Origin of the sequence: Colwellia sp. 5_MG-2023 (assembly GCF_030547795.1) — a bacterium.
Lineage (GTDB): Bacteria > Pseudomonadota > Gammaproteobacteria > Enterobacterales > Alteromonadaceae > Colwellia.
On sequence record NZ_JAUOPW010000026.1, the window covers coordinates 1 to 26783 of the forward strand.

A 26783-nucleotide genomic window follows, 5' to 3' on the forward strand; every position below is an offset into this window, starting at 1 on the left:
TTTTATTTCTACCGTCAACTATTATTTATCAAAAAGTTCAATTATTTGTTTAAGTGCTCAACAATGATACAAAGCTTGTAAATACTGTGGTTTAAATAACCAAGACTCTTTATAATCTACACTTATCTATAAGCGTATTTATTAATATTGTTTGTAAGTGAGTAGTTAAGTAGCTAAATATTAAGCAAACAAACTACTCTTTCTAAAAAAAGCTTATCACTCATAAAATTTCAGTTATAATGGACATTCTTCTGGGGTGTTTGTATGTGACTATGTCCCTGAGCCGATAAGTTTTACCTTAGGAAGTTGATTATTAGCTATTGTGCAAGCCCGGCTCGTATCGGGAAGCCTACGGTTGAAATGATACTTCCGCCCTGAACACACGGTGTTCAGGACTACGGTTTACTGCGGCACTCTGGAAGAGCCTTCCTAATATATATAATTTCAACAACACTTAAGAATAAACTTCCGCGCCACCTCTAGAAAAGCACACGGTGTTCAGAGCTACGGTTTACTGCAGCACTCTGGAAGAGCCTTCCTAATATATATAATTTCAACAACACTTAAGAATAAACTTCCGCGTGAAGTGGCATAGTTAATTTGGCCACCTAATTAGAGGTGTTATTATACACCTCATCAAACTTTAGGTGACACTATGAAAAGAAGAACAAGACCCAATTTCACACCAGAATTCAGACTTGAATGTGCTCAGTTGGTCGTTGATAAAGGCTATTCAGTTATTGAAGCTTCACAAGCCATGAATGTGGGAAAATCATCACTCGATAAATGGGTTCGTCAGTTAAAAGGTGAGCGTAATGGCATCACAAGTAAAGCAACACCATTAACACCAGACCAGCTTGAAATTCGTGAGCTCAAAAAACGTATTGCCCGTATTGAGGAGGAAAAGGAGATTCTAAAAAAGGCTACGGCTCTCTTGATGTCGGACTCGCTGAACAGTTCACGATAATCAAAGCCCTTAAAGGGAGTCACGCTGTTAAACGTTGCTGTGAGGTATTCGAAATACATCGCAGCAGCTATAAGTATTGGGCAAAGCAAGCGAGAAGCATTAAACCTGAAGAGGTTGAAGCGTTGGCTATGGTGAAAAGCATTTACGCACAAAGTAATAGCTCCGCTGGTGCTAGAACGATTGCCGGTATTGCTACTACCAGAGGCTTGCCCTTAAGCCGTTATGTGGCAACTCGTTTAATGAAAGAACAAGGCTTAGTGAGCTGCCAACTCCCTAGCCATAAATATAAGAAAGCGAAACAAGAGCATGCTGCGATACCGAATACGCTTGAACGTCAATTTGCAGTAATAGAACCTGATCAAGTTTGGTGTGGTGATATCACCTTCATTTGGACAGGAAATCGTTGGGCTTATCTCGCGCTTGTTATGGATTTATTTGCACGTAAACCCGTTGGTTGGGCTATGTCTAACTCGCCTGACACGAAGTTAGCTGCAAAAGCATTAACGATGGCATTTGAATCAAGGGGTCGACCAAAAGGTGTTATGTTCCACTCAGATCAAGGCAGTACTTATACAAGTAGAAACTATCGTCAATTATTATGGCGATATCAGATTGAACAAAGTATGAGTCGTCGTGGTAATTGTTGGGATAATAGTCCAATGGAGCTGTTCTTTAGAAGTTTAAAAACAGAATGGGTGCCAACAACGGGTTATCGTTCATTTACTGAAGCTGAAAATGCAGTTGTTAAATACATTATTGGATATTACAATCAGGTTAGGCCTCACAGCTATAACGGTGGACTAACACCAAATGAGTCAGAGAAAAGATACTGGCTTGAATATAAATCCGTGGCCAAAATTAGTTGACCACTACAGCGCCACCTCTAGAAAAGCACACGGTGTTCAGAGCTACGGTTTACTGCAGCACTCTGGAAGAGCCTTCCTAATATATATAATTTCAACAACACTTAAGAATAAACTTCCGCGCCACCTCTAGAAAAGCACACGGTATTCAGACTACGGTTTACTGCGGCACCCTGAAAGAACCTCTTTATATTAGTTAAGTAGTAATAGGTAATCAAAACAAATTTCCGCGCTATCTCTAGAAAAGCACACAATGTAGAATAGTATGGTCAACTTCGCTACCTAGGTAAAAATTTTCTCCTTATACTTATAAGTAGACAACCTAATAACCACTGGCAAAATGAATGGTTATTTGTAATATAAAATCTTAACTCTTACTTTTATTATTCCCTTTAATTATTTAAAGATTGAATGTACATGATCGTTAAATATTACTTTTTATTAAACGTGTTCAAATAGGCTTGAAGTTATTATTTAAGCTGCTATATTGGGCCTATGAAAACACCTATCTCAGTATTTTATTATATTTTATTTTTAGGGAGCTTCGCCCTAAAATTCCCCGTTTAAACGAGCGTACCTTTACGCTCGTCTGTATTTCCAGATAAAAACTAAACACACAGCATTTATTTAATGGTTCTTTTTTAAGTTCGCTTAATAAAGAAGGCTTAATTGTATCCATATTTTCTAGAACTGTTTATTTCATAAAATATTTAGCTAACTCATTATAACTATCTAAGGAGGGTATTTTATTTGATTTATTTTCTATAATTTTTAGTTTTTGCAAAAAACATACGTAATTAATCTGTAATTTATTATTAGGTGATAATATGTCTAAAAATGAAAAGAAAAAGCCCGTATTAACGTTAAAAGAAAAACGTAAATTGAAAAAAGAATCAAATACTACTCAAGTAGTAAAACCGAGAAAAAGAAAAGGTTAAATTTACTGGGCGCCAATTGTAGTGGCGCCCTTTTATTTTCTTTTCCACAAAATAACGTCAACGACCGCTGATTCGCTAACGACTACTCAATTGAGTACCTTTCTCTATTTTATATACCCTGCCTCAACAAAAAGTAAATTTAATAAAAAGTGCATAAACCCCATAAATTACTACGTAAACAGTTGTAAAATAAATAAATTTCATATTTTTCATTATAAATTTAATGATTTATACTTTAAAAGATTAAAGCCATTTAGACGTCTAGGCGTAAAAAAGATAGAAAAGTGATTCCTATAATAGTAAACTGCATCTATATATTGTATTAATGTTAATTTTTATCTTTTTTATCTACTTTTTAAATAACTATTTACTAAGCGAGATAGGTTAAAGATTTAAACTGTTGAGGTTTTATGTCTACACACTTTTTTACTTCTGAGTCCGTTTCTGAAGGACACCCAGATAAAATTGCCGATCAAATTTCTGATGCGGTTTTAGATGCTATTATTGCGAAAGATAAATTTGCACGTGTTGCGTGCGAAACAATGGTTAAAACTGGCGTTGCTATTATTTCTGGAGAAGTAAGTACTAATGCATGGGTTGATTTAGAAACCATTACTCGTAATGTTATTAGTAATATTGGTTATACATCTTCCGATGTCGGCTTTGACGGTGAAACTTGCGGCATTATGAATTTAATTGGTCAGCAGTCACCAGAAATAGCGCAAGGTGTTGATCGCAGTAAGCCGGAAGATCAAGGCGCTGGAGATCAAGGATTGATGTTTGGTTATGCTACCAATGAAACTGAAACGTTAATGCCTGCACCATTATATTATTCTCATCGTTTAGTTGAACGTCAAGCTGAAGCCCGTAAATCGGGTATTCTTCCTTGGTTACGTCCTGATGCTAAATCACAAGTAACCTTTATCTATGAAAACAATAAACCTGTGGCAATTGATACTGTTGTTCTTTCAACTCAGCATAACCCTGATATTAAACAAGAGGATTTAGTTGATGCAGTTATGGAAAATATTATTAAGCATGTGCTTCCTGCTGAGTTTTTAACTAAAGATACTAAATATCACATCAACCCAACAGGCCGCTTTGTTATTGGTGGCCCAGTAGGCGATTGTGGCCTAACAGGTAGAAAAATTATTGTTGATACTTATGGCGGCATGGCGCGTCATGGTGGTGGTGCTTTCTCAGGTAAAGATCCATCAAAAGTGGATCGTAGTGCAGCATATGCTGGTCGTTATGTTGCTAAAAATATTGTAGCAGCAGGTTTAGCTGATCGTTGTGAAATTCAAATATCATATGCTATAGGTGTTGCTAAACCTACATCAATTTCTATCGATACCTTTGGTACAGGTAAAGTAAGCGAAGAACGCTTAGTTGAACTTGTTCGTGAACACTTTGATTTGCGTCCTTACGGCATTACTAAAATGTTAGATTTATTACATCCTATGTATCAACAAACAGCTGCGTATGGACATTTTGGTCGTGAACCTTTTGAAATGACTGTAGGTGACGATACATTTACTGCATTTAGTTGGGAAAAAACGGATAAAGCTGATGATTTAAGAAAATCAGCTGGAATTTAGTTAAAAGCTTTATTCATTAAAAACTGAAACAAAGTAATAAAACCAGCACTTGTGTATAAGCAGTGCTGGTTTTTTGCTTTTCTCCATTGAAAAACAAATATAGTACTAAATAGTTCATAGGGAGTATTGTTTTTATCATTTATGCCCTTATCTTTTAACTATATAGTCCCATACATTAATTAGTATTAACCAGCATGCCTAAAACACGTATTTACCAAGATAGTGAGCTAACTTTAAATGACACAGTGAAATTATCTGATGATGCCTTCGGTCATATTGTCAGAGTGTTACGTTTATCAGAAGGCGATACTGTTGCCCTGTTTAATGGTAAGGAGGCTGTACAATACACCGCCCAATTAGTCGATGTAAAAAAGAAAGAAGCAAGTGCAAAAATCATCGAACAAAAAGTAATAACAAATGAATCTCCAATAGATATTCATTTAGGGCAAGGTATTTCTCGTGGCGATCGTATGGACTACACTTTACAAAAGTCAGTAGAACTAGGGGTTAGTAAAATTACGCCATTATTTACTGAGCGTTGCGGAGTAAAGTTATCAGGTGAGCGTTTAGCAAAAAAACATGACCAATGGCAAAAAATAGTCATTAGCGCTTGTGAACAAAGTGGTCGTTGCATAGTGCCAGAAGTTACAGAACCTATGTATTTAGAAGATTGGTTAGCACAAGAAACCAACTCGCTTAAATTAAACTTACACCCTAAGGCTACACATTCTATTATGACATTACCCGTTGATAGCACTGAAAATGCGCTTCAGGTTAGGTTATTAATAGGTCCTGAAGGTGGATTAAGTGATGAAGAAATAAGCAAGGCGAATACAGCTGATTTTCAAGACATATTACTTGGTCCTAGAATTTTAAGAACAGAAACTGCGGCACTAACCGCAATAACGGCATTACAATGTCGTTTTGGTGATTTAGCATAAATCATTACCAAGTTACTTAACTAAATAACATACAGATAGGATATAAAATGACAATAGAACAACCTAAAACCATAAAGCTCGGTATCGTAATGGATCCTATCAGTGAAGTTAAAGTAGCTAAAGACTCTTCTATGGCGATGATGCTAGAAGCACAGAAGCGTGGCTATGAAATTTACTATATGGAAATGAAAGATTTATATCTAGATCGTGGTCAAGCTCGTGCAAATACTCAGAGAATAAAAGTATTTGATGACGCTAATCATTGGTTTGAATTAAGCGACCAACAGGATATTCCACTGAGTGATCTTGACGCGATTTTAATGAGAAAAGATCCTCCTTTTGATACTGAATTTATTTATGCCACTTATATGCTTGAGCGTGCAGAAGTAGAAGGTACATTAATCGTCAATAAACCACAAAGTTTACGTGACTGTAATGAAAAGTTATTCACTGCTTGGTTTGCAAACCTAACTCCTCGTACTTTAGTTACCAGAAATGATGTTCAAATTCGCGCTTTCCATCAAGAATTAAAAGATATTATTATTAAGCCACTAGACGGCATGGGTGGCTCTTCTATTTTTCGTATAAAAGAAGATGATGCCAATGTAGGTGTCATCATAGAGACCTTAACTAATCATGGGCAACAGTACGCGATGGTACAAGAATATATGCCTGAAATAGTTGAGGGTGATAAACGTATTCTTATTGTTAACGGTGAACCAATGCCTTATTGCTTGGCCCGTATTCCTGCTCAAGGAGAAACTCGTGGTAATTTAGCTGCAGGTGGCCGTGGGGTCGCACGTCCGTTGAGCCCTAGCGATAAGCTCATTGCCGACACTATTGCGCCAGCGCTTAAAAAACGCGGTTTATTCTTTGTTGGTCTAGACGTTATTGGTGATAAGGTTACTGAAATTAACGTCACTAGCCCAACGTGTATACGTGAAATAGAAGCAGCTTACCCCATTAATATTAGTGGTAAATTAATGGATGCTATTGAAGACAACATCCGTAAAAAATAAACTTAATATTTTACTCTTATCAATTTAGATAAAATATTATTTAGCATATGTAGTGTAAACTTTCTGTTTAAAACAATCTATAAAAGGTAAATAGATGAAAAGCTTAGAGAATCAATTTTTAATTGCTATGCCATCATTAGCCAATGACTATTTTAATAAAACCGTAACTTACATTTGTGAGCATAATGACCAAGGTGCTATGGGCTTAATTATCAATATGCCAGTCAATATCACCTTACATGATTTATTAAAGCAAATTGAAGAGAATGATCGAGAAGAAAGCAATAAAAATATCGCCAACCAGAGCACTGATGATGCATCTGAACAATCACTTGCACATCCCCCTATGTCTGAAACAGATAACGATAGCGACAACATCTTAGTAGATATCAGCTTAGAGCAACCCGTACTTTCTGGCGGTCCTATATCTCAGAACCGTGGTTTTGTTTTACATCAAACACAACCGGGTTGGAAAAGCTCTTTAGCGTTAAGTGAAGACATAATGATCACCACCTCGAAAGATATTTTAATGGCATTAGGTACAGATAAAGCACCTGAGCAATTTATGGTAACCCTAGGCTATGCCGGTTGGGGTCCAGGCCAACTTGAGTCGGAATTAAAAAGTAACGCTTGGCTAACAATTGATGCTGACAGTGATATTTTATTTAACACACCAATTGAACTACGTTGGAAAAAAGCGACACAAAAACTCGGAATAGATATTGCGCATCTTTCTTCTGAAATTGGCCATGCATAATGACTAAAAAAATAACAAAAGAAATAAGTCAACGTACCATTATTGGTTTTGATTTTGGTAAAAAGTATATTGGTGTAGCTGTCGGTCAAGAAATCACAGGATCTGCTTCGCCATTAGGATCGGTTAAGGCGACTGATGGAATTCCTCATTGGGATTCCTTATCAGTATTTTTAACAGAGTGGCAACCAGATTTAGTTGTTGTTGGTTTGCCTCTTAATATGGATGGTAGTGAACAACAATTAACGAAAGATGCTCGAAAATTTGGTAATAGACTTGCTGGACGCTTTGGCTTAAAAGTCGAATTTCAAGATGAAAGACTGACGACAGCTGACGCAAAAGAACAATTATTTGCACGTGGTGGCTTTAAAAATTTGAAAAAAGATAATATCGATGCAGAATCGGCAAGGCTAATTATTGAAAGCTTCTTCGAGCAAAGCTATCAATAATAGCTATTCAATAACTCACTAGTTTACTTAACAGTTAGCGACTTGAATAAACATCAAGAATAAGATAAATGTTCTTCAGCTATACTGATATCTTTGTATAAAAACTTTGTTGAAATACTTAGCTGGCAAACCTTACTAAAAAACTATACTGATGGTAATCAAATGACTACACAAAAACACTTCTCGCACGTTAATGGAAAAATGCTAGTAGAAGATATTCCACTTAGCGATATAGCAAAGCAAGTAGGCACACCTTTTTACTGTTATTCAAATACAGCTATTAGCGAAAATTATAAAGATTACCAACAAGCATTCTCTACGGTATTGCCTGATCAAGACACACTTATTTGTTACGCAGTTAAAGCAAATGGAAATCAAGCCGTTTTATCAACATTAGCGAAATTAGGCTCAGGTGCAGATGTTGTATCAATAGGTGAAATAAGCCGAGCACGTGCCGCAGGTATTCCAGCGAATAAGATTGTTTATTCCGGTGTAGCAAAAGTTGAGCCGGAAATAGAATATGCATTAAACGAAGGTATTTTTCAATTTAACGTTGAATCAGAGCCAGAGCTAGAACTCATCAGCCAAGTTGCTGTTCGTCTAAATAAAGAAGCCGCTATTGCCTTTCGTATAAACCCGGATGTTTGTGCGAATACGCACGCTAAAATTTCTACCGGTAAAGCTGAGAATAAATTTGGTGTTCCTATTAGTAAAGCTCGCATTGCATACAATAGAGCGGCTTCGCTTCCTAATATAAAGGTACAAGGGGTTGATGTTCATATTGGCTCCCAACTTACCAAAATTGCTCCTTTTGAAGAAGCTTACAAGCGTATTGCCCAGTTAATTATTGATTTAAGAAGTGATGGTCATAACATTAGCGTTGTTGATATTGGCGGTGGTTTAGGTATTACCTATAATGATGAAGTGATTCCAAGTAAAAAAGAATATGCTTCAATAGCCAAAAAGCAGCTAGGTCATTTGAATTGTAAAATAATAATTGAACCAGGACGCTCTTTACTCGGCAATGCCGGTATTTTAGTTGCTAGCGTTGTGTATGTTAAAACAGGTGAAGAACGCCAATTTCTTATTTTAGATGCAGGCATGAATGATATGATCCGCCCAAGTATGTATGAAGCTCATCATGAAATTTTGGCAGTTGATCAAAGCCAAACTGCACTTAAAGCGTATGATGTGGTTGGCCCTGTTTGTGAAACAGGTGACACCTTTGCCAAAGCACGCCAAGTGCATGAGTCAAAATCAGGTGACTTAATTGCTATTATGAGCTGCGGAGCTTATGGAGCAGTAATGGCGTCCACTTATAATACACGTATGCTAGCACCCGAAATTATGGTAAAAGGATCTGACTTTGCCGTTGTCAGAGCACGACCTAATTATGATGAAATCATAAACGCAGATTCTGTGCCTAGTTGGGTATAACGATAAGTTACCATGTAAATACAGCTAGAAAAATAAAGTTCAATAAAGAGATAAGTTACGTAACATTAAATATTAGTAGACTGTTTCGTAACTCATCCTTTGCAACTATCCTTTTGTAGCTAAAAGTCTCATCTAGGCTATTACAATGATTAAAATACGCAACAAACATCATCAAGCATACAAGTAACAACCCAAACATTTTTGTAACCAACACGATTCAGTTGTTCTGCAGCAAATGTAGCTCTAGCTCCTGTAGCACAATGAATAAAAATAGCTAAATTCTCATCTGGATACATTTGCAACATTTTCATTTCTAACAATCCGCGAGGGATATTAATAGTACTATCTCCTGACCTTTCAGCGAACTCTGCAGGCTCTCTCACATCAATAATAATACCATTCTCAAGCTTGCATTTTACTACAGCATCGGCTGCAGTTATGGTATTAAGTGATTGTCTTGCCTGAGCAATAACTTCAGGAATTGTTTTTAACATATTTATATCCTCAATTAAATTTTTTACTCTATTAATGGTTATCTACATTCAGTATTACTGTCTTTCAAACCTAGCTTTTTTAAAACAATCATCATTAAACACCACTTGCTGAATGCGGATTGTAATAAATTAAAACCAATAAACGCAGTAAACCATACCCAATTTGGGGAGTGATATTGTGTAAGCAGTAATGAAACTAGAATCATTACGCCTACGATCAAACGAAATACATCATTCACTGTCATGATCTTATCCTTGTAATCTCTATAGCGGTTATCACTTTTTATCAAATATATTTTCTTAATATAAAACAACCTTTAAATTAGATTATACTAAATTAACTTTATCTTATATAATATATATTAGCCTTTACTAAATTAAAGTACAATAGTAGACTAAAATAAAATTAACGGATGAAATTTGTACAAAATATGAAAGCAGATCAAAAAAAGTTACTGGAAAGTGCGCAGCATGTTTCAACAATACTTAAGCAACTTTCTAACCCTTATCGATTAATGGTGTTGTGTTGTTTAGCTGATGGCGAGCTAACCGTTGGAGACTTGAATGAACAAATAGATTTATCACAATCGGCACTATCACAACACTTAGCAAAATTAAGAGAAAGTGAAATAGTAGCAACTAGACGTGAATCTCAAACAATTTATTATCGAATTGCCAATCAAAAAATATCGTATTTATTAGACGTTTTACAAACACAATTTTGTGAAGATATCTAAGTTATTGCCATTGCTTCTATCGAAGGAAAGTTAACTAAACATGCAAACACCAAGCAACTTAACATCGACATTGCTAAAAAGAACATTAAACAGCAAAATACCTTTCATCTTGCTAATGTTATCTATAATCGCCGGCATAATGGCATTGAACTATACGCCACGCGAAGAAGAGCCACAGATTGTGGTACCTATGATAGATATTATAGTCAGTGCCCCAGGGGTCAATGTTCAACAAGTAGAACGACTCGTCACAACACCGCTAGAAAAATTATTATCACAAGTAACTGGGGTTGAGCATGTTTATTCAGTTACCAACAATAGCCAAACTATAGTCACTTTACGATTTCACGTTGGCGAAAACCGTGAAAAAGCATTACTTAATACCTACAACAAACTTCACTCCAATACAGATAATATTCCCTCTATTGTCAGTAATTGGCGTGTGAAACCCATAGAAGTAGATGATGTACCTATTGTTATGCTCGGTTTATGGAGTAGCGATAGTGAAACAGTAGACGACTACAGTTTACGTCGGTTAGCTGAAGAAGTTAGCACCTTCTTACAAGCGATAGAAAGCACAAGTGAAGTGAATATTGTTGGCGGGCGCTCAAGAGAGATTCAAGTCAATTTAAACCCTGAGCAAATGACTGCCAGAAAAATAGCAATGAACGAGGTATTGAATGCGATTCACTCTTCAAATGCTTTACAGCATCATGGCAATATTACTTTAGAGAACCAATCTTTTCGTCTTGAAAGTGGTGATGTTTTCAGAGACATAGAAACGTTAAAACAAACGCCTATTAATGTTATTGATGGCAGTGTGGTGCTACTTAAAGATATCGCGACTATTATCGATGGACCTAGCGAGCAAAATAATTACACTTGGATTGACTTCGCTAACGAATATCAACAAGAGCACTATTCTCCTAAGAACCGTTCATCAGAAGCAATAAAATTTCCTAATAATGGTGATCACCCTCTTGTGACTATCAGTGTTGCCAAACAACGTGGTAGTAATGCTGTAAAAGTAGCACAAGCAGTGCATGATAAAATTAATGAGCTACAAAAAACGATATTTCCAGCAAATGTTCATGTACAAACTTTACGTGATTATGGTGAAACTGCTAACGAAAAAGTAAACAACCTCACTACAAGTTTAGCGTTTGCCGTATTTACCGTTGTCGTTTTTATTGCTGTTTTTTTAGGTTGGCGCTCGGCTCTTGTCGTAGGTTTAGCAGTACCTATTTGTTATGGCATAACCTTATCGCTAGATTTACTCTTTGGTTACACTATTAATCGCGTGACACTCTTCGCTTTAATTCTTTCATTAGGTTTACTCGTTGATGATCCTATTACGGGTGTTGATAATATTGAACGTTACTTAAAAGAGAAAAGTGGTTCTTTGCAAGACAAAATTGTCGGTGCAATAAACGAAATTCGCGTGCCTTTATTAATGTCGACATTAACGATAGTACTAGCCTTTGTACCACTCGCTTTTATCACTGGCATGATGGGTCCTTACATGGCACCGATGGCGTTTAATGTACCGTTAAGCGTTATTAGCTCTACCTTAGTCGCTTTTTTAGTAACACCTTGGTTAGCCTCTAAATTTATCAAACCAAAAACAACGACCGATTTAGCGATCGCCGATAAAGGTAATCAAGGCTTTGAACAATTTTATCGTCGTATACTAACGCCTTTATTAGATAACAGGAAAAAAGGTAAATTTGTTTTATGGCTAGTATTAGGACTGTTTATTATTGCTGCCATGCTACCTGTATTAAGGTTAGTACCACTTAAACTGCTCCCCTTCGATAATAAAAATGAAGTACAAATTATTATTGATATGCCAGAAAGCGCTACCTTAGAGCAAACCGCTACCATAGCAAAAACAGTATCAAATAAAGTGCAGCAATTATCTGAAGTAAAGGCGATCGCCGCTTATGTTGGTACATCTTCGCCTATCGACTTTAATGGTATGGTTCGACAATATTATCAACGACAAACTCCTTACATGGCTGATTTGCGAATAATATTACTTGATAAAACAGAGCGAGAACATCAGTCTCACGCGATTGTTTTAAGATTAAGAGAACATTTAAAATCCATTAACACCTCGCTTTTTAAAGACAATGATATTCAAATAAAAGTAGTCGAAGTTCCCCCAGGACCACCAGTATTAAGTACATTAGTTGCTGAGTTATATGGTGATGAATTAACGCAATACAGTGAATTACAACAAGCAGCAAGCATAGTTAAAAAACGCTTAAAGCAAGAACCTCATGTGGTCGAGGTAGACTCTACTGTGGGTGATGACCAACCAAGATTACGCTTTATTACCGACAAAACCAAAGCAGCCTTATCAGGTATTTCAACACAAAATATTAACCAAGCTATCGCTGTTGCTAATAATGGCACTGTCGCGGGGTACTTACATGTTAACGAAGAAGCAACACCACTGGCCATTAATATTAAGCTTCCCATTGAGCAAAGAGAAACACTTGCCGATATTTATCGATTAACCATTAAAGGGCAAGCAGGCATAGTACAACAAACCACACCTCAAGGAATTGATATTGCACCTCAATCATTGGTATCGCTCGGAGAATTAGGTCAATTTGAGCAAGGTATCAGTGACAAAGTAATATTACATAAAGATTTAAGACCTGTGGTTTATGTCACAGCTGATATTTCCGGTAGAACCCCTGCTGCAGTGATTGCCGACATTAGTAGCGATCTACATTATCGTAATATCGAGGACAATATAGAGGAGAACTCCCCTGCTCTAGCTCAATCAAACGACTGGCAGAATCGTACTTTCTTAACAAGTGGTAGTGGTAACGCTTGGTATTTGCCTGACAATATCCACTTATCTTGGAGCGGTGAAGGTGAATGGCGTATAACCATTAGAGTATTTCGCGATATGGGTATTGCCTTTGCTTTTGCATTAACAGCTATATTTATTGTGTTAAGAATACAGACAGGCTCAGCAGCATTATCTGGCATTATCATGTCAGCTATTCCATTAACGGTTATTGGCATAATGCCAGGCTTTTTCATGCTAAACCAATTTGGTGAACGTACCATTGCCAATGCACCTGATTCAGTATTGTTTACCGCAACAGCCATGATAGGCATGATAGCTTTAGCCGGTATTGTTGTACGTAACTCTTTAATTCTCATTGAATTTATTACTCAAGCACGAGATAGAGGCGAGTCAATAAAAGAAGCATTAATTCAGGCGGGTTCAGTACGTATGCGCCCAGTATTATTAACAGCAGGTACAACGTTATTAGGCAATTTAATTATAACATTAGACCCTGTATTTAGTGGCTTAGCCATTGCTATTATTTTTGGCATCATCTCATCCACAATATTTACTTTATTGGTTGTCCCTATTGTTTACTTGTTAGTTTTTGACAATGAAAATCAACAACAATCATCAAACCATTCATCATTAGAACAACCAAATAAAGCGGTTATCTAGGAAAAAATATGACTAAAATTACCTCTCCAACAAATAATCAAAAAAATGTTAATAAAAGCACAGTAAAAAAACTACTACTGCCTGTTATCGCTCTGTTCGTGCTACTATTAATGGTCGCTTGGCTCGCTGGTTCATTTGATAAAAAAGTAGCTCCTTCGCTGAACAAAGATATCAATCAAGCGTCCAATCTCGCTAATTTTGATAAAACCAACACTTATACAGTCATTGAGAAATCTGAAGCGATATTCGAACCAGTTGCAGCCAGCGTAGAAGCAAAACAAACCACTATTATTTCATCACGTATGCTAGCTCGAATAAATACCATTGCTGTGAGAGCGGGTGATAAAGTAAAAAAAGGTGATTTATTAGTTGAGCTTGAACAAAGCGATTTACAATCACAAGTACTACAAACAAAGCAAAACATTATTGCCTTACAAGCACGCTATAAAGAAGCTAAACAGAACTTTGAACGCTCAGAAGAATTACTGGCAAAACAACTTATTTCGACATTTAATTTTGACAAGGCTAATGCGGATTACCAAAGTATTGTCGCTGAGCTAACCGCAGCCGAACAAAGGTTATCCCAAGCAGAAACTACGCTAAGTTATGCAACATTAACTGCGCCAATAAATGGTCTCATTGTTGATCGCTTTGCACAACCTGGCGACACTGCACAAGCCGGTGCTAAATTATTATCATTATATAACCCGTTACTATTACGTGTAGAAGCACAAGTACGAGAGCAATTAGCGCTAACCTTAACTCTTGAACAGAAAATTGATATTGAATTACCCAGTATTAACAAAACGATTACAGGTGAAATAGAAGAAATAGTACCTGCCGCGAATACAGGTTCACGTAGCTTTTTAATCAAAACACGCATTAAACATAATGAACACTTATTACCTGGCATGTATGCTCGTATGTTGATACCTGCTGGAGAGCAAGTAAGCCTAACGGTTCCATTAAATAAAATATCTCATGTTGGACAACTCGATTTTGTTTGGCTGAATGTGAATGGTACTGTGCAACGTCGTTTTGTGCGATTAGGTAAAATACAAGCCAATAATATGGTTACGGTCATTTCAGGGTTACAAAGTGGTGATGTAGTATTTACCCCGCTCTCTAAATAATATTGGCTTAATGTTAGCCAATACTCTCATCATTTTGAGTAGTATTGGCTACTTAAATACAGCGGGAGCAAAAGCAAAGTAGTCTAGCCCTTGATAACATCTAGGTAGTTACTTAAAATAGCCTACAACTTAATCTTTACCTCTTGGGATTCCCATGGCATTACCAGATAAATTTATATTCTCAATGAACCGCGTAAGTAAAGTGGTTCCGCCCAAACGTACCATTTTAAAAGATATTTCTCTCTCATTCTTCCCCGGTGCTAAAATTGGTGTTTTAGGCCTAAATGGCTCAGGTAAATCAAGTCTATTACGCATTATGGCAGGAATAGATAAAGAGTTTGAAGGTGAAGCAAGCGCATTAGCCGGAACAAAAATTGGTTATTTGCCGCAAGAGCCACAGCTAGATGAAGAAAAAACCGTTCGTGAAGTGGTTGAAGATGCAGTAGCTACGGTTAAAAATGCATTAAAACGTTTAGATGAAGTGTATAACGAATATGCAGAAGAAGGCGCTGATTTTGACGCACTAGCCAAAGAGCAAGGTCAACTTGAAGATATTATCAATACACAAGATGGGCATAATATTGACAATGTGCTAGAACGAGCGGCTGACGCTTTACGTTTACCACCTTGGGAACAAAAAATATCAGTACTTAGTGGTGGTGAACGTCGTCGTGTTGCTTTATGTCATTTATTATTACAAAAACCAGACATGTTGTTACTTGATGAGCCAACCAACCATTTAGATGCTGAATCAGTTGCTTGGTTAGAGCGTTTCTTACATGATTACCCTGGAACCGTTGTTGCGATCACCCATGATAGATATTTCCTTGATAATGTCGCCGGTTGGATCTTAGAGCTAGATAGAGGTGAAGGCATTCCTTGGGAAGGTAATTACTCTTCATGGCTTGAACAAAAAGATGCACGTTTAGCCCAAGAAAGTAAAAGTGAAAATGCCTTACAAAAAACCATTAAACAAGAACTAGAATGGGTACGTTCTAATCCAAAAGCACGTCAAGCTAAAAGTAAAGCTCGCATGGCACGCTTTGAAGAACTAAATAGTCAAGAAAATCAAAAACGTAATGAAACAAATGAGCTTTATATACCACCAGGTCCTCGTTTAGGTGATAAAGTTTTAGATGTGCATAACCTTAAAAAATCGTTCGACGGTCGAGTATTAATTGACGACTTAAGTTTTAGTATTCCAAAAGGCGCGATAGTTGGTATTATCGGTGCTAACGGCGCAGGTAAGTCAACTCTATTCAAAATGATGTCAGGTACAGAACAACAAGATTCGGGTACAATTGAAATTGGTGAAACAGTAAAGCTTGCCAGTGTTGATCAATTCCGTGATGACATGGATGATAACAACACCGTTTATCAAGAAATTTCTGAAGGACATGATATTTTAGAAATTGGCACATACCAAATACCAAGTCGTGCTTATTGCTCGCGCTTTAACTTCAAAGGTAATGATCAGCAAAAATTTATAAAAGACTTATCTGGTGGTGAGCGTAACCGTGTTCATTTAGCTAAATTAGTTAAAACTGGTGGTAATTTATTATTATTAGATGAGCCAACCAATGATTTAGATGTTGAGACATTGCGTGCTCTTGAAGAAGCTATTTTAGAATTCCCTGGTTGTGCTATGGTGATCTCTCATGACCGTTGGTTCTTAGATAGAATTGCTACGCATATTTTAGACTACCGCGACGAAGGTGAAATTAACTTCTTCGAAGGTAATTTTAGTGACTACGAAGCTTGGTTGAAGAAAACATTAGGTGCTGCAGCAATTGAGCCTCACCGTATCAAATACAAAAAAATCGGTTAAATATTTGCCACACTTAAAGATACATGCGTTAAACATGTATCTTTAAGTGCCTTTTGTTTAAAAGACAGCTATGCTGAAACTATAATTCATAACGATAATAAGTTTACATGGACAATAGACGACAATTCACCCGAGTATTATTTTCAATTAAAGCAGAGCTAAACATTGAAAATAATAGCTATCCGGTCTCTATACACGATATATCTCTTAAAGGTGCATTAGTAACTTTAGTAGAGCCTAAACAATCACTCAAAGAAAAGTTAGGCACGCTAACGTTTTTCTTATCTGACGGTGAATCTAAAGTTACTATGGATATTATCGTAGTTCACGAGCAAGAAAGCGAAATAGGGTTACACTGTGATGCTATCGATATAGACAGTATTACCCTGTTACGTCGCTTGATTGAGTTAAATCTAGGTGACAGTCAACAACTTGATAAAGAATTAAATCAACTTTCCCGAGTAGTATAGTACATTATCATTATTCACAAACTCCGTATTTAAGGATTCCTATGAACCATATTGTAATTTCATGTATTGGTGCAGACCAAACGGGTATTGTAGACACCTTGTCTAATGTTATTAAAGAGCATCAAGGTAACTGGCAAGTAAGTAGCTTACATCATTTATCTGGTTTTTTTGCCGGTGTAATAGAAGTTGCAGTGAGTGTAGATAAAACTCAAGCCTTAGTGACAGCAATTAACAATATTGAAAGTTTACATTGTAAAATTGAAATAGCTCACTCAGTTTCAGAAAAAATAAACGCTAACCTAACACTCGAGTTAACCGCAAATGACAGAGCAGGTATTGTACAAGAAATATCGTCTGTAATTCACCTTCAAGGCGGTAACTTAGTTAAACTAGTAAGCTCGCAAGCAAGTGCTGCTCATACGGGGCAACTAATGTTTAATGCTAAAGCTCACATTGCAATAAAAGCAGATGATGTAGATACACTAGTGGATGCTTTAGAAAATATTGATGATGACTTAATGGTTGATATTGCCAGAGCTTAACTGCGTTAATTTAAAGCTAAATTAACGCAGTTAATAAAAAAAACATTAAATAAAAATGGTTAAAATAGCGTGATAAATTCACAGGAAAGGGCTTGATAATAGAATACTATTACTTTTAAGCCCTCTAATAAATAGCAACTTAATACCTGTTTAATACGTACTCTTTTAGCGATGCTTGTACTGAGTAGGACAATACCCCCGAGAGACATCGGCACTGCGAAGTTTTATATGCTTTGTTGCACGCCCAGAAACACGAGAACGCCAAAGTTTAAAACTGCCCAACTTTAAATGACTACGCATAAAGCGAATAACGTCAGACTCATTCAAACCAAATTGTAGCTCTATCGCCTCAAACGGCGTTCTATCTTCCCACGCCATTTCAATAATTCTTGATTCACTTTCTTGAGATAATTTCATTGAGTACCCTTTATTTGTCAACAGAGTAAACATACGTACATTCTACACTTTTAGATCAAAAGGGAGTCATCTTAAACCGAGTTCAAGTTAAGTTACCAGTCGAGGGGAAATACAGTGGTAATATAAGCTATCAATTTAATGAATAAATTTTTTTAGCCGTAATGATGAGAAAAATCCTTTTATTTTAATTACAACTTTTGCCTCACTAATTAGTAGTGCTACAAGCTTAAAATAAGATGATACTTGTGGAAGAGCTTAGCCAGAATGTGTCTTCTCACTAGTTGAGCGTAGTTTTATATTTGTATAAAGACAAACATAGGGGTGCTGAAAATAACAGACTCCTGATAAAAATTGAGTAATTAAACTTAGCTAAAACTCATCATTAAAGGAGTCTAATTATCTTATTACCTATTTGAGCATTGTCATATTGTTATATCAAGCTATTACAATAGGTATATTGAGTATATTTAGAGTAGCTGTTCAGCTAATTTACGTTTAATTTAGAAACTTCAGCAACACTTTTCTTTGTTGAGTTGAAGCTACCTTCAATTACTGCACCCTCTTCAATACTGATAATTTCATGTTGGATGTCGCCATGCACCTTAGCACTTTTTTCAAGGACAACCTTTCTGGCCTTGATCGTACCAACGACTTTACCTTTAATAATCGCTTCATCTGCCACAATAGAGCCTTCAACCCAACCATCATTGCCGACGGTCAAATGATTGATATTGATATCGCCTTCTATTTTCCCTTCTAATTGCATTACGCCTTGGCTTGAAACATTGCCAACGATAGTTACATCTGAGCCTATGATTGAAGGAATAGCATTATTTGAAGTTTTTTTCATATTTGTTTCCACTTTAGTATCTTTGGTTACTTTCGTATCTTTAGTATCTTTGGTTACTTTAGGCGATATAATTTTAGAGAACATCTGTCAGAGCCCTTATCAATTTTACTGGATTAATCTGCTTTTTATCGAAGATAACTTCATAATGTAAATGAGTACCTGTGCTACGTCCGGTGCTCCCCATTAACCCGATAATATCATCTTTATCAACTTGCTGTCCTTTTTTTACTTTGATGCTGTGTAAATGACCATAGCGTGTCGTAAAGCCATTTTTATGGTCAATTTCAATAAAAATACCATAACTACCATTACGACCTGCTCGACGAACAATACCGTTAGCAGGAGAGTATATTTTAGTTTTTGGCCAGCCAGCCATATCAATGCCTTTATGCATTGCAGGACGAGTCATCATTGGATCACTTCGAATACCAAAATGGCTCGATATATAATATTTTTTTGCTGGAAATGCTCTAGGAACGTTACTAAGTGCCTCTTCAATATTAAGCAGAGAGACAAGTTTATTTAGTAAACTTTGATTATCGGCAGACATAGAGTCGAGAGCTAGATCACCTAAAGGTCCACCCTGCGCTTGTCTCGTCATATTTTGCAGTAACATATCAGGAGAGATCCCTGTTGACAAAACAGCGTTTGTCAACACTTGTTGTCGTTGACTAATTTGCTGAGCAAGCTGAGCCCGACTACTTACCTGATAATTTATAATATTTTCCAGCCTAACTTTTACGTTCTCTATACTATCCAGTACAACATCCGTTTGTTGGTTCGCTTTAGCTGTAGGTTTTTCACTTCCATCCTTCAATTCTGTATTTAAGATCTCAGACGATTTAATATCAGGACTTGTTTGGCTGGTTTGTTTTTCTGGTAGTACTAATGACATTGAATCAAGAATATTTTGTAAAAACTTTTGCTGCTTTTCTACTTGTTCTAGTTTTAATACCAGAGCGTTTTGCTTTTCTTGATAAGTTAATGATAACTGATTCAGAGAGTTTCGAGATTCACCTAGCTCATTTTTAGTTAATGATATTTTGTCATTAAGCGTAAAATATTCCAAACTAGAAAAGGCTAACCAAACAATACAAACGCATAAAACAACTACAAAGCTAAACTGCAGACGGGCAGAAGCGCTAATATATTTAATTTCACCGTCTTGACGAATTAATAATTGTCGACGCGGAAAAAGGTTCTTATAAATTTGTTGTATTTTTTTGAGCATGAGTTCGATTTAATATAAAAGCTAAAACATGAGTTCCTTGATAATATAACATCAAATCCCTGTAAAAAAAGAAATAATATCCTATTTTTATTTCATATATATATATACGGTTAAAAATCAAAATATAACAGTGTCATTAATAGCATAAAATCAGTTAGTATTGTTAGTTATTGAATTAACTTATTAATAGTTTCAAATAAATAGCTTTTCAATAACATCAATAAAGTATTAAAACGACTGTCTAAGTAGTCGAATCGCCTTTCGCTGAAATATGAAGCATGAACAAGGTCAGTTTTATTTGTATTGCTTGGTCAACTTTTATAGACACTTTTCTTTTGGCGTGAAGTCACTTTCAATAGTTTCTCCTTTAGCAAATATAAAAGCTATCGATAGATCTAATAATAAAATACTTTTATCTGAATGCGACATACACCATGCTTATCTCTACCACATTTTATTTCTATGCTATTTCAGCCCTTGAATAAACTCACAAGCATAGTTTTTTTAAGGTGCGCTAGCACAAGAAGAAACAAGCGCTAAATTGCACCTGATTACAATGTCAGTTATATGATCTACAACCAATTTTATATCCTTATTCAGTTTTTTGTTATGTTACCTACTAACTAAAAACCTTGTCTTATATTAATCCCAGTAAAGTTTGACGGATTAGCCTTTAGTAATTTTCCATAAAATCTACAGCCATTACAAAAGGCTTTTTATTACCTAATTTTTCTTTCCTAGTATTTCTTATACTGTTATTTTAAATAAACTATTTAGTAACTAGCTATTTACTAACTAACCAGATAGCTATTTCCCTGTTAAAACAGCTTCATAAACTAATGAAATAATACTACCGTATTTTCCAGTTTCAAATGCTTTACCTTTAAAGGTGTAATGCGTTTCATCACCTTCTACTAAACTGTGTCTAGCGTTAGTAAGCAATACAATAGCCAAATCATGTTCAGGGTCAATAACTGTCACTGTGCCTGTCCAACCAGTATGTCCGTAAGCTGATGGACTAGCATAAGGTCCAAAGTGCCATTTTAATGCGCCATTGTTATTTCGACGCCAACCTAAACCGTAACTACCATCGGTGTCTGCGGGTTTGATAAATTGGTCTAATACGCTCTGATCAAAAACCTGCGTACTTCCATAGCCGCCTCTATTTAAAAGTGTTTGCATTAATACCGCTATATCTGACGTTGTTGAAAAAACGCCTGCGTGCCCTGCTACACCAGAAAAAGAATGAAAAGCTTTTTCATCATGCACTTCACCTTGTAAAACATAACGACGAACATTGTCAAAATCTACGCGACCACCGCGTGTTGTACCATGAATTTCAGTTGCCGCTATTTGTTTTTTACTTTTACCTTTAGTTAAAGGATTAAATAACGTGTTATGTAAATCAAGTGGCTGATAAATATCAAATTCACAATATTGGTCTAGACTTTTCCCTGTGATACGTTCAATTAACATTCCCAGTAACATGAAGTCAGTATCACTATAAATATGCTTAGTATTCCTACCCATTGAAAATGGTACTTTAGTTAAAATAAGCTGTTTAGTTTTATCACTATTTTGAGAATAAAAAGCTCTGCCAAGTTTATTGTTTTTATCAAAAAAACGTACTTGAGGGCCATAGCCTGCACTATGAGTGAGTAAATCTTTAACACGTCGCGTTTCCCTACCTGAGCCACTATAATCGGGTAAATAATATGACAGTGGTTTATTGGTATCTAAACGACCTTCACTCACTAACTTCATTAAAGCAAAGTTAGTTGCAAACATTTTAGTATTTGAGGCAATGTCAAAAATGGTATTGGTTGTCATAGGTACAGGTGAAGCTAATAACTCGCCGCCATCACCATACTTTTGTGCATAGCCATAAGCCGTGCTTTTGATCACTTTACCATCTTTAATAACCATTAATGCTGCACCTGGAAAGCCTTGTTCGATATCCGCATTAATTTGTTTATCTACATTGATAAAGCGTTTGTCTTGTTTTTTACTATTAAATTCAAGCTCTGGAAATGGAATGATAATATTTAACGACGCTCCTTCTGGGAAAATATTATCAACTTTTAACGTGTTAACACCATTGATAGTACGGCGCTTCAAGCTATATTGATATCGTTCGCCTATTTCCATGCGTTCTCTAATATTGATTTTTTGACCATTAATATAGATATCTGCAGATAACGCATCGTTATTATCAATGATAATTTCACCTGAGCCACGATAGCTTTTAAATGTAGTACGGTCATTAACCAGTTCTCGGGTACTTCGATCAATTTCAGGAAAACGTTGATCAACTTGGCCACGTTTTTGTGTAAGTAATACTTCAGGGGCAGCAGTTAACTCGCTCTTATATCGTTTTAATAAAGCAGTGGCTTTTTCAGGAAAATATTTTTCTAATAAGGCGAATATAGTAGCCACTGTTTTTGAGTCGGGTTGACCTGTTACTTTCCAAGGCACAAAGTGCATTTGAAATGCTGATAAAGTATCTAGTGTTTGAGCATCTAATTCGCCCGTTTCTACCACACCATAACCGTAACTTTTTAGTGCCGCTTGAATAAGGCCAGTATTCGCTTTTTCTTGTTCGAATATTTGCCAGTATTTATCTACTGTATCGGTTTCATACCAAGCACCAATCCCCGCCTGATAAAGTTGTTGCCATGGAAATCTTGGACCGGGATCATTTTTTCGTGTTGGGGTAATATCTGAATGACCAACAATCTGTGTAGGTGATATATCTGGGTTACGTTTAAGTATATCTTGTGAGAGTTTTATAATTAATTCGACTTGTTTCGGGTCGAAATCGGGGAATATACAGAGTTTACTCTCGCTATTTTCTCGTATATAGGTTGTCGTTTCATCGGCAACTTGTGCTAACTTTCGGCATTGCGGTACATTAACAATTTCAATTCCAATCGATTGATCGTTTAATTCAGTACGGCCTTGCCAATAACTTTTACCAGCATGCCAGGCACGTTGTGATTCAGGCACTAATTGGTAAATATTTAATTCATTTTCAGTATAGGTTTCATCATTTGTTTGTGGAATAAGGTAATGTGAGCTTACGTGACCTTTTTCTACTAACGCCTGCACTGATTTTTCATAATCAATGGCAGTGTAGTGCATAACTAAAAACTTTATTCGTTCACTGTAATTATGTGATGGCAGTGATTTTATTGGTAATGATGAGCAGCTAGTCAATAATAAGACACACGCAAGTAGTTGTCCTACTAAAAAGCACTTGGTGTTTTTACTATTAAAAGAAAAGAGTTTTTTTTTCATAATACTTGCCTATTCACTGCTGAGATTTCTGTTTTTGTAAAATCATAAAATAATAATCAAAAAGTAATAAGAAAAATCCCCATCTAATGACGGGGATTTCAATAATAACGTTAGCTAAAAACGTTAAAGATTCACTATTCGATTTTCAATTAAAAGCTAATTTTAGCTGATAATTGTAGACGACGTGGATTTATTAGACTACGTGCTTCACCAAACGTGGTATTTGATGCATACGGGTCGTAATCATAACCTGTTTGATTATCAAACACGTTAAATAGGTCTGCTTTAAATTCAAGCAAGAAATCATCATAAATAGTAAAGTTTTGGCTATAGTTTAAATCCATTTGCCAATGACTACTTTCACGACGGCTACCCGCAGTTTCAGCATAGCGTATTGTTGAGCTGCTAAAGCCGTATGCAGCGCCATCCCATTTCTCCCATACATCACCTGATTGGTAGACAAAGTATGCACCGATATTAGCTTCCCAATCCGTTGTGTAATAACCATAAGCTTTAAACACATGTGGTTTATCACCATTTAATGTACCGTATTTACCATCCCAAACTTGACGACCTGCGCCATCAGCAAGGTTTGATGAACCAATAAATAAGTTAGCATCGCTATCGGCACCAGTAACATCTTGATCATAATTACCATAATAATGACTCCACACATAAGAGGCATTAAAGTATGTTCTATCACCGATATATTCAGCTTCTAAACTCACTTCCCAATACTTAGTGAAGGCATCATCCAGTTCAGCAATAACGTATGATGAACCACCTACTTCGGCGCGCATTGCGTCTAAGTTTTCGATATAAAGTCCTTTTTCAGCAATATGTGCTGGCACACCACCAAATGGACTTTGGTAATCACCTAACAGACGATCTGTGTTTGCTGTATCTTCCCAGAAATGATCACCTTTACGATGACGTACATGGCCACGTAAATATAGGTTATTAGACATTGATTTAGTTGCACCAATGGTAAATTCATCAATACTACGAGGTGTCATATCATCTTGGAAAAACTTACCAGAAGAGCCTGCACGTGCTTCAGATTCAATGTAATCACCATTTTCATCAAAATCAACATCTAATGCAGCACGCGTATTTCGTGCCCACGAAGCGGCACGCGCTAAAGAAGTTGCTTCAGGATTATATTTTGCGTAATTAATAAATATAGACGCATCCTCTTCATAATTCCAAGTAGCTCCTAAACGCGGCTGAATCATATCTTTAAAGTCAACGGTATACATTTCATATTTTTCACCAGGTGCGAGTTCATACCCTGACACATTTGATGAATTTTTTCTAAGACCTTGACCATATAATACGTCTTTGCTGATTAATACACCAACTTCGAAAATAAAATCACGGTACTCTATTGAATCATTAATTTCAAAGTTAAAGCTTTCACTAGATGATTCAATTACTGGTACGCTAGCACCCGAAGCATCTTGTAAGCTCATTTGTTCGGTAATAGTACGATAATAAATTGGCGTACCATCAGTTGCTGTTTCTTGACCACCAATATATTGCAGAGATCCCCAACCATTTGAAAAACGGCTAATTTCTTCAGTACCTTCAGCCCATTTAAAGCCGAAATGAAGTGTGTGGTATGCAGGACCCCATTCAAATTCATGATCTAAAGATAGCTCTAAACTATCGCGGTAGAAATTTTGTTCATTAATTGTAGAAGCAGCGCCAATAGAGCCGCCACCCGTTAGAACACCTGCCTCATCAGTATAACCATATTGGTTAATTAATGCCTGAGCGCCGGCACTATCAAAATCGGCATTATCAGCTTGCAAGTTTGGTACTGAAAATAAACCAAGGTTATCTAAATTATTTAAATCTAAAGAGTCACCTAAAGACGGGGTAACGCCTGATAATAATCTATCTGGGCTACCAGCAGTTTCAAGGGTAAATTCACTGTACTGGAAATTAAAGGTTGTCATATCATTAATAATATATGAACCTTCAAACGTTAAAATATCTTGATCCGCTTGTGAGCCTTCAGAAGTACTATCAGCACTAAATGCTTCTATTGACTCACCCGTCAGGGTTTTATCAGAGGTACGGTAACTAAAGTTTAATAATAAATCATCTACTGGTGCATAAGTTAATTTACCAAAATATTCTTTACGTTCACTGCTGTAATCTTTTGTTTCACCGTAAGCGGTTTCTTTGTTTACGCGATCTTCTTCTGGTTGATAAAATGAACCATAGAAAAATAGTTGATCTTTAATGATAGGACCACTTACGCTACCCGTTAACCAACTTTTATTTGTATCGAATGAAGTACCATCAGCATCATCTTTGTCAGCAACAAAGTTTTTATCTTGAATTTTGTACTCTAAACTACCATGAAATTCATTAGTACCTGATTTTGAAATAGTATCAATTGAAAAACCACCAGAGCGGTTAAAGCCTATTGCTTTTGCTCCACCACGGTCAACAGTAACACTTTGTACATCATGCGTAGACGGCTCAGAAGCTAAAGTACCAAACATAGGTAACGATACATCAACACCATCAAAACCATACTTATTATCACGACCAGAGCCACCTGCAGATGGGCCCAATACTTCATTCTCAGAATATTGAACACCTGGAATTAGTTTCATTAAATCACGATAGTTAGTACCTGTTGGAATGCCTTCAACAACATCAGCACCAATAGAGTTAGTTAATGAAGAGTTACCTTCACGCACTATTGAAGAACCTGTAACCGTAATAACTTCAATTTTATTATCAACCGGTTCAAGTGCTAAATTTACTCTTGTTGATTGATCTAAGAATACTTCAACATTCATTCTACGTGTTGTGCCATCAGCAGAAACAAAGGTAAGTTCATAATTCCCAGGAATTAACGCTGGTAAATTGTAACTACCATCAGCGTTTGTTACCACACTACGTGGTTTTGGCATATTTTCACTTGAAGCGGTTACCTTAATACCACCAATAGCAAGGCCTGAGCCTTCAGCAGTTACATTCCCTTTAATGCTAGCAGACTGTGCGAATGTAGATACACCCAGTCCCATTGCAATGATAAGAGCTATTTTTTTTAATTTCATGTTTAACTTCTCCAACTTAATTATTATAAGAATTAAATACGCGCTGTGCTTACATTTTAATACAGGTATTTCGTTTTAAAATCCGTAACCTTTTTAAATGTAGAATTTTTATTCAGTGTTATTAACTTATCACAATAGTAATAAAAGTAAATATTTTATTACTATATATTAAAAATAAACAAATATATTATTATTAATATGTCTAAATATAATTTTTCAATTTTATTTTCAGGTGTTTTTCTGTCTTATAT

General features: G+C 36.2%; 20 protein-coding genes and 1 other RNA gene. 14 read left to right on the forward strand and 7 right to left on the reverse strand.

Annotated features, from left to right (window positions below):
• Positions 1-245 precede the first annotated feature (245 nt).
• From ssrS to lysA, 8 genes are all read left to right on the forward strand, one after another.
• A non-coding RNA gene (gene ssrS / locus Q4496_RS14730) (6S RNA) lies at positions 246-426 on the forward strand.
• A gap of 229 nt (positions 427-655) precedes the next feature.
• Positions 656-1833 (forward strand): IS3 family transposase gene (locus Q4496_RS14735; RefSeq protein ID WP_303610740.1). Its coding sequence is split into 2 segments (ribosomal slippage): positions 656-914 and positions 914-1833, totalling 1179 coding nucleotides; the frame shifts between segments, so codons are not numbered across the junction.
• 1345 nt (positions 1834-3178) lie between these two features.
• Positions 3179-4366 carry a methionine adenosyltransferase gene (gene metK, locus Q4496_RS14740; RefSeq protein ID WP_303610741.1) on the forward strand — a complete coding sequence of 396 codons (1188 nt, stop codon included), beginning with the start codon at positions 3179-3181 and terminating at the stop codon, positions 4364-4366.
• Positions 4367-4560: 194 nt separating this feature from the next.
• Positions 4561-5307: a 16S rRNA (uracil(1498)-N(3))-methyltransferase gene (gene rsmE, locus Q4496_RS14745; RefSeq protein ID WP_215971246.1), complete on the forward strand. Its 747-nt coding sequence runs from the start codon at positions 4561-4563 to the stop codon at positions 5305-5307.
• Positions 5308-5354: 47 nt separating this feature from the next.
• On the forward strand, positions 5355-6326 hold the full coding sequence (gene gshB, locus Q4496_RS14750; RefSeq protein WP_215971247.1) for a glutathione synthase: 972 nt from the start codon (positions 5355-5357) through the stop codon (positions 6324-6326).
• Between the two features lie 94 nt (positions 6327-6420).
• Positions 6421-7083: a YqgE/AlgH family protein gene (locus Q4496_RS14755; RefSeq protein WP_215971248.1), complete on the forward strand. Its 663-nt coding sequence runs from the start codon at positions 6421-6423 to the stop codon at positions 7081-7083.
• Positions 7083-7529: a Holliday junction resolvase RuvX gene (gene ruvX, locus Q4496_RS14760; RefSeq protein ID WP_303610742.1), complete on the forward strand. Its 447-nt coding sequence runs from the start codon at positions 7083-7085 to the stop codon at positions 7527-7529. Before Q4496_RS14755 ends, ruvX begins: the two co-directional genes overlap by 1 nt.
• Positions 7530-7691: 162 nt before the next feature.
• A complete protein-coding gene (lysA, locus tag Q4496_RS14765) occupies positions 7692-8966 on the forward strand; it encodes a diaminopimelate decarboxylase (RefSeq protein ID WP_303610743.1) in 1275 nt (424 codons plus the stop codon).
• A 149-nt stretch (positions 8967-9115) separates the two neighbouring features.
• Here lysA and Q4496_RS14770 read toward each other — a convergent pair whose 3' ends face one another.
• Entirely contained in the window at positions 9116-9460 is a 345-nt protein-coding gene (locus Q4496_RS14770; protein ID WP_215971250.1) for a rhodanese-like domain-containing protein, read from the reverse strand.
• 38 nt (positions 9461-9498) lie between these two features.
• Positions 9499-9705 carry a DUF2892 domain-containing protein gene (locus tag Q4496_RS14775; RefSeq protein WP_215971251.1) on the reverse strand — a complete coding sequence of 69 codons (207 nt, stop codon included), beginning with the start codon at positions 9703-9705 and terminating at the stop codon, positions 9499-9501.
• 186 nt (positions 9706-9891) lie between these two features.
• Here Q4496_RS14775 and Q4496_RS14780 point away from each other — a divergent pair, with 186 nt between their 5' ends.
• From Q4496_RS14780 to Q4496_RS14805, 6 genes are all read left to right on the forward strand, one after another.
• Positions 9892-10197: a helix-turn-helix transcriptional regulator gene (locus Q4496_RS14780; protein WP_303602335.1), complete on the forward strand. Its 306-nt coding sequence runs from the start codon at positions 9892-9894 to the stop codon at positions 10195-10197.
• A 40-nt stretch (positions 10198-10237) separates the two neighbouring features.
• On the forward strand, positions 10238-13684 hold the full coding sequence (locus Q4496_RS14785) for an efflux RND transporter permease subunit (RefSeq protein ID WP_303610744.1): 3447 nt from the start codon (positions 10238-10240) through the stop codon (positions 13682-13684).
• A gap of 8 nt (positions 13685-13692) precedes the next feature.
• Positions 13693-14817, forward strand: a complete 1125-nt coding sequence (locus Q4496_RS14790; RefSeq protein WP_215971254.1) for an efflux RND transporter periplasmic adaptor subunit — start codon at positions 13693-13695, stop codon at positions 14815-14817.
• Positions 14818-14971: 154 nt separating this feature from the next.
• On the forward strand, positions 14972-16645 hold the full coding sequence (gene ettA, locus Q4496_RS14795) for an energy-dependent translational throttle protein EttA (RefSeq protein WP_215971255.1): 1674 nt from the start codon (positions 14972-14974) through the stop codon (positions 16643-16645).
• A gap of 107 nt (positions 16646-16752) precedes the next feature.
• Positions 16753-17115, forward strand: a complete 363-nt coding sequence (locus Q4496_RS14800; protein WP_215971256.1) for a PilZ domain-containing protein — start codon at positions 16753-16755, stop codon at positions 17113-17115.
• Between the two features lie 41 nt (positions 17116-17156).
• Positions 17157-17657 carry a glycine cleavage system protein R gene (locus Q4496_RS14805; protein ID WP_303610745.1) on the forward strand — a complete coding sequence of 167 codons (501 nt, stop codon included), beginning with the start codon at positions 17157-17159 and terminating at the stop codon, positions 17655-17657.
• 165 nt (positions 17658-17822) lie between these two features.
• Here the strand turns inward: Q4496_RS14805 and Q4496_RS14810 are convergent, their stop codons facing one another.
• The 5 genes from Q4496_RS14810 to Q4496_RS14830 form a co-directional block, all read right to left on the reverse strand.
• Complete coding sequence (locus Q4496_RS14810; protein ID WP_303602339.1) at positions 17823-18074, reverse strand: TIGR03643 family protein; 252 nt, start codon at positions 18072-18074, stop codon at positions 17823-17825.
• A gap of 484 nt (positions 18075-18558) precedes the next feature.
• Positions 18559-19008: a polymer-forming cytoskeletal protein gene (locus Q4496_RS14815; protein WP_252727307.1), complete on the reverse strand. Its 450-nt coding sequence runs from the start codon at positions 19006-19008 to the stop codon at positions 18559-18561.
• Positions 18998-20155 (reverse strand): M23 family metallopeptidase, encoded by a 1158-nt coding sequence (locus Q4496_RS14820; protein WP_215971259.1) that lies wholly within the window; start codon positions 20153-20155, stop codon positions 18998-19000. The genes Q4496_RS14815 and Q4496_RS14820 overlap by 11 nt, the downstream gene beginning before the upstream one ends.
• 807 nt (positions 20156-20962) lie before the next feature.
• Positions 20963-23452: a penicillin binding protein PBP4B gene (gene pbp4b / locus Q4496_RS14825; RefSeq protein ID WP_303602340.1), complete on the reverse strand. Its 2490-nt coding sequence runs from the start codon at positions 23450-23452 to the stop codon at positions 20963-20965.
• Between the two features lie 149 nt (positions 23453-23601).
• Complete coding sequence (locus tag Q4496_RS14830) at positions 23602-26532, reverse strand: TonB-dependent receptor (protein WP_303602341.1); 2931 nt, start codon at positions 26530-26532, stop codon at positions 23602-23604.
• Between the last annotated feature and the right edge of the window lie 251 nt (positions 26533-26783).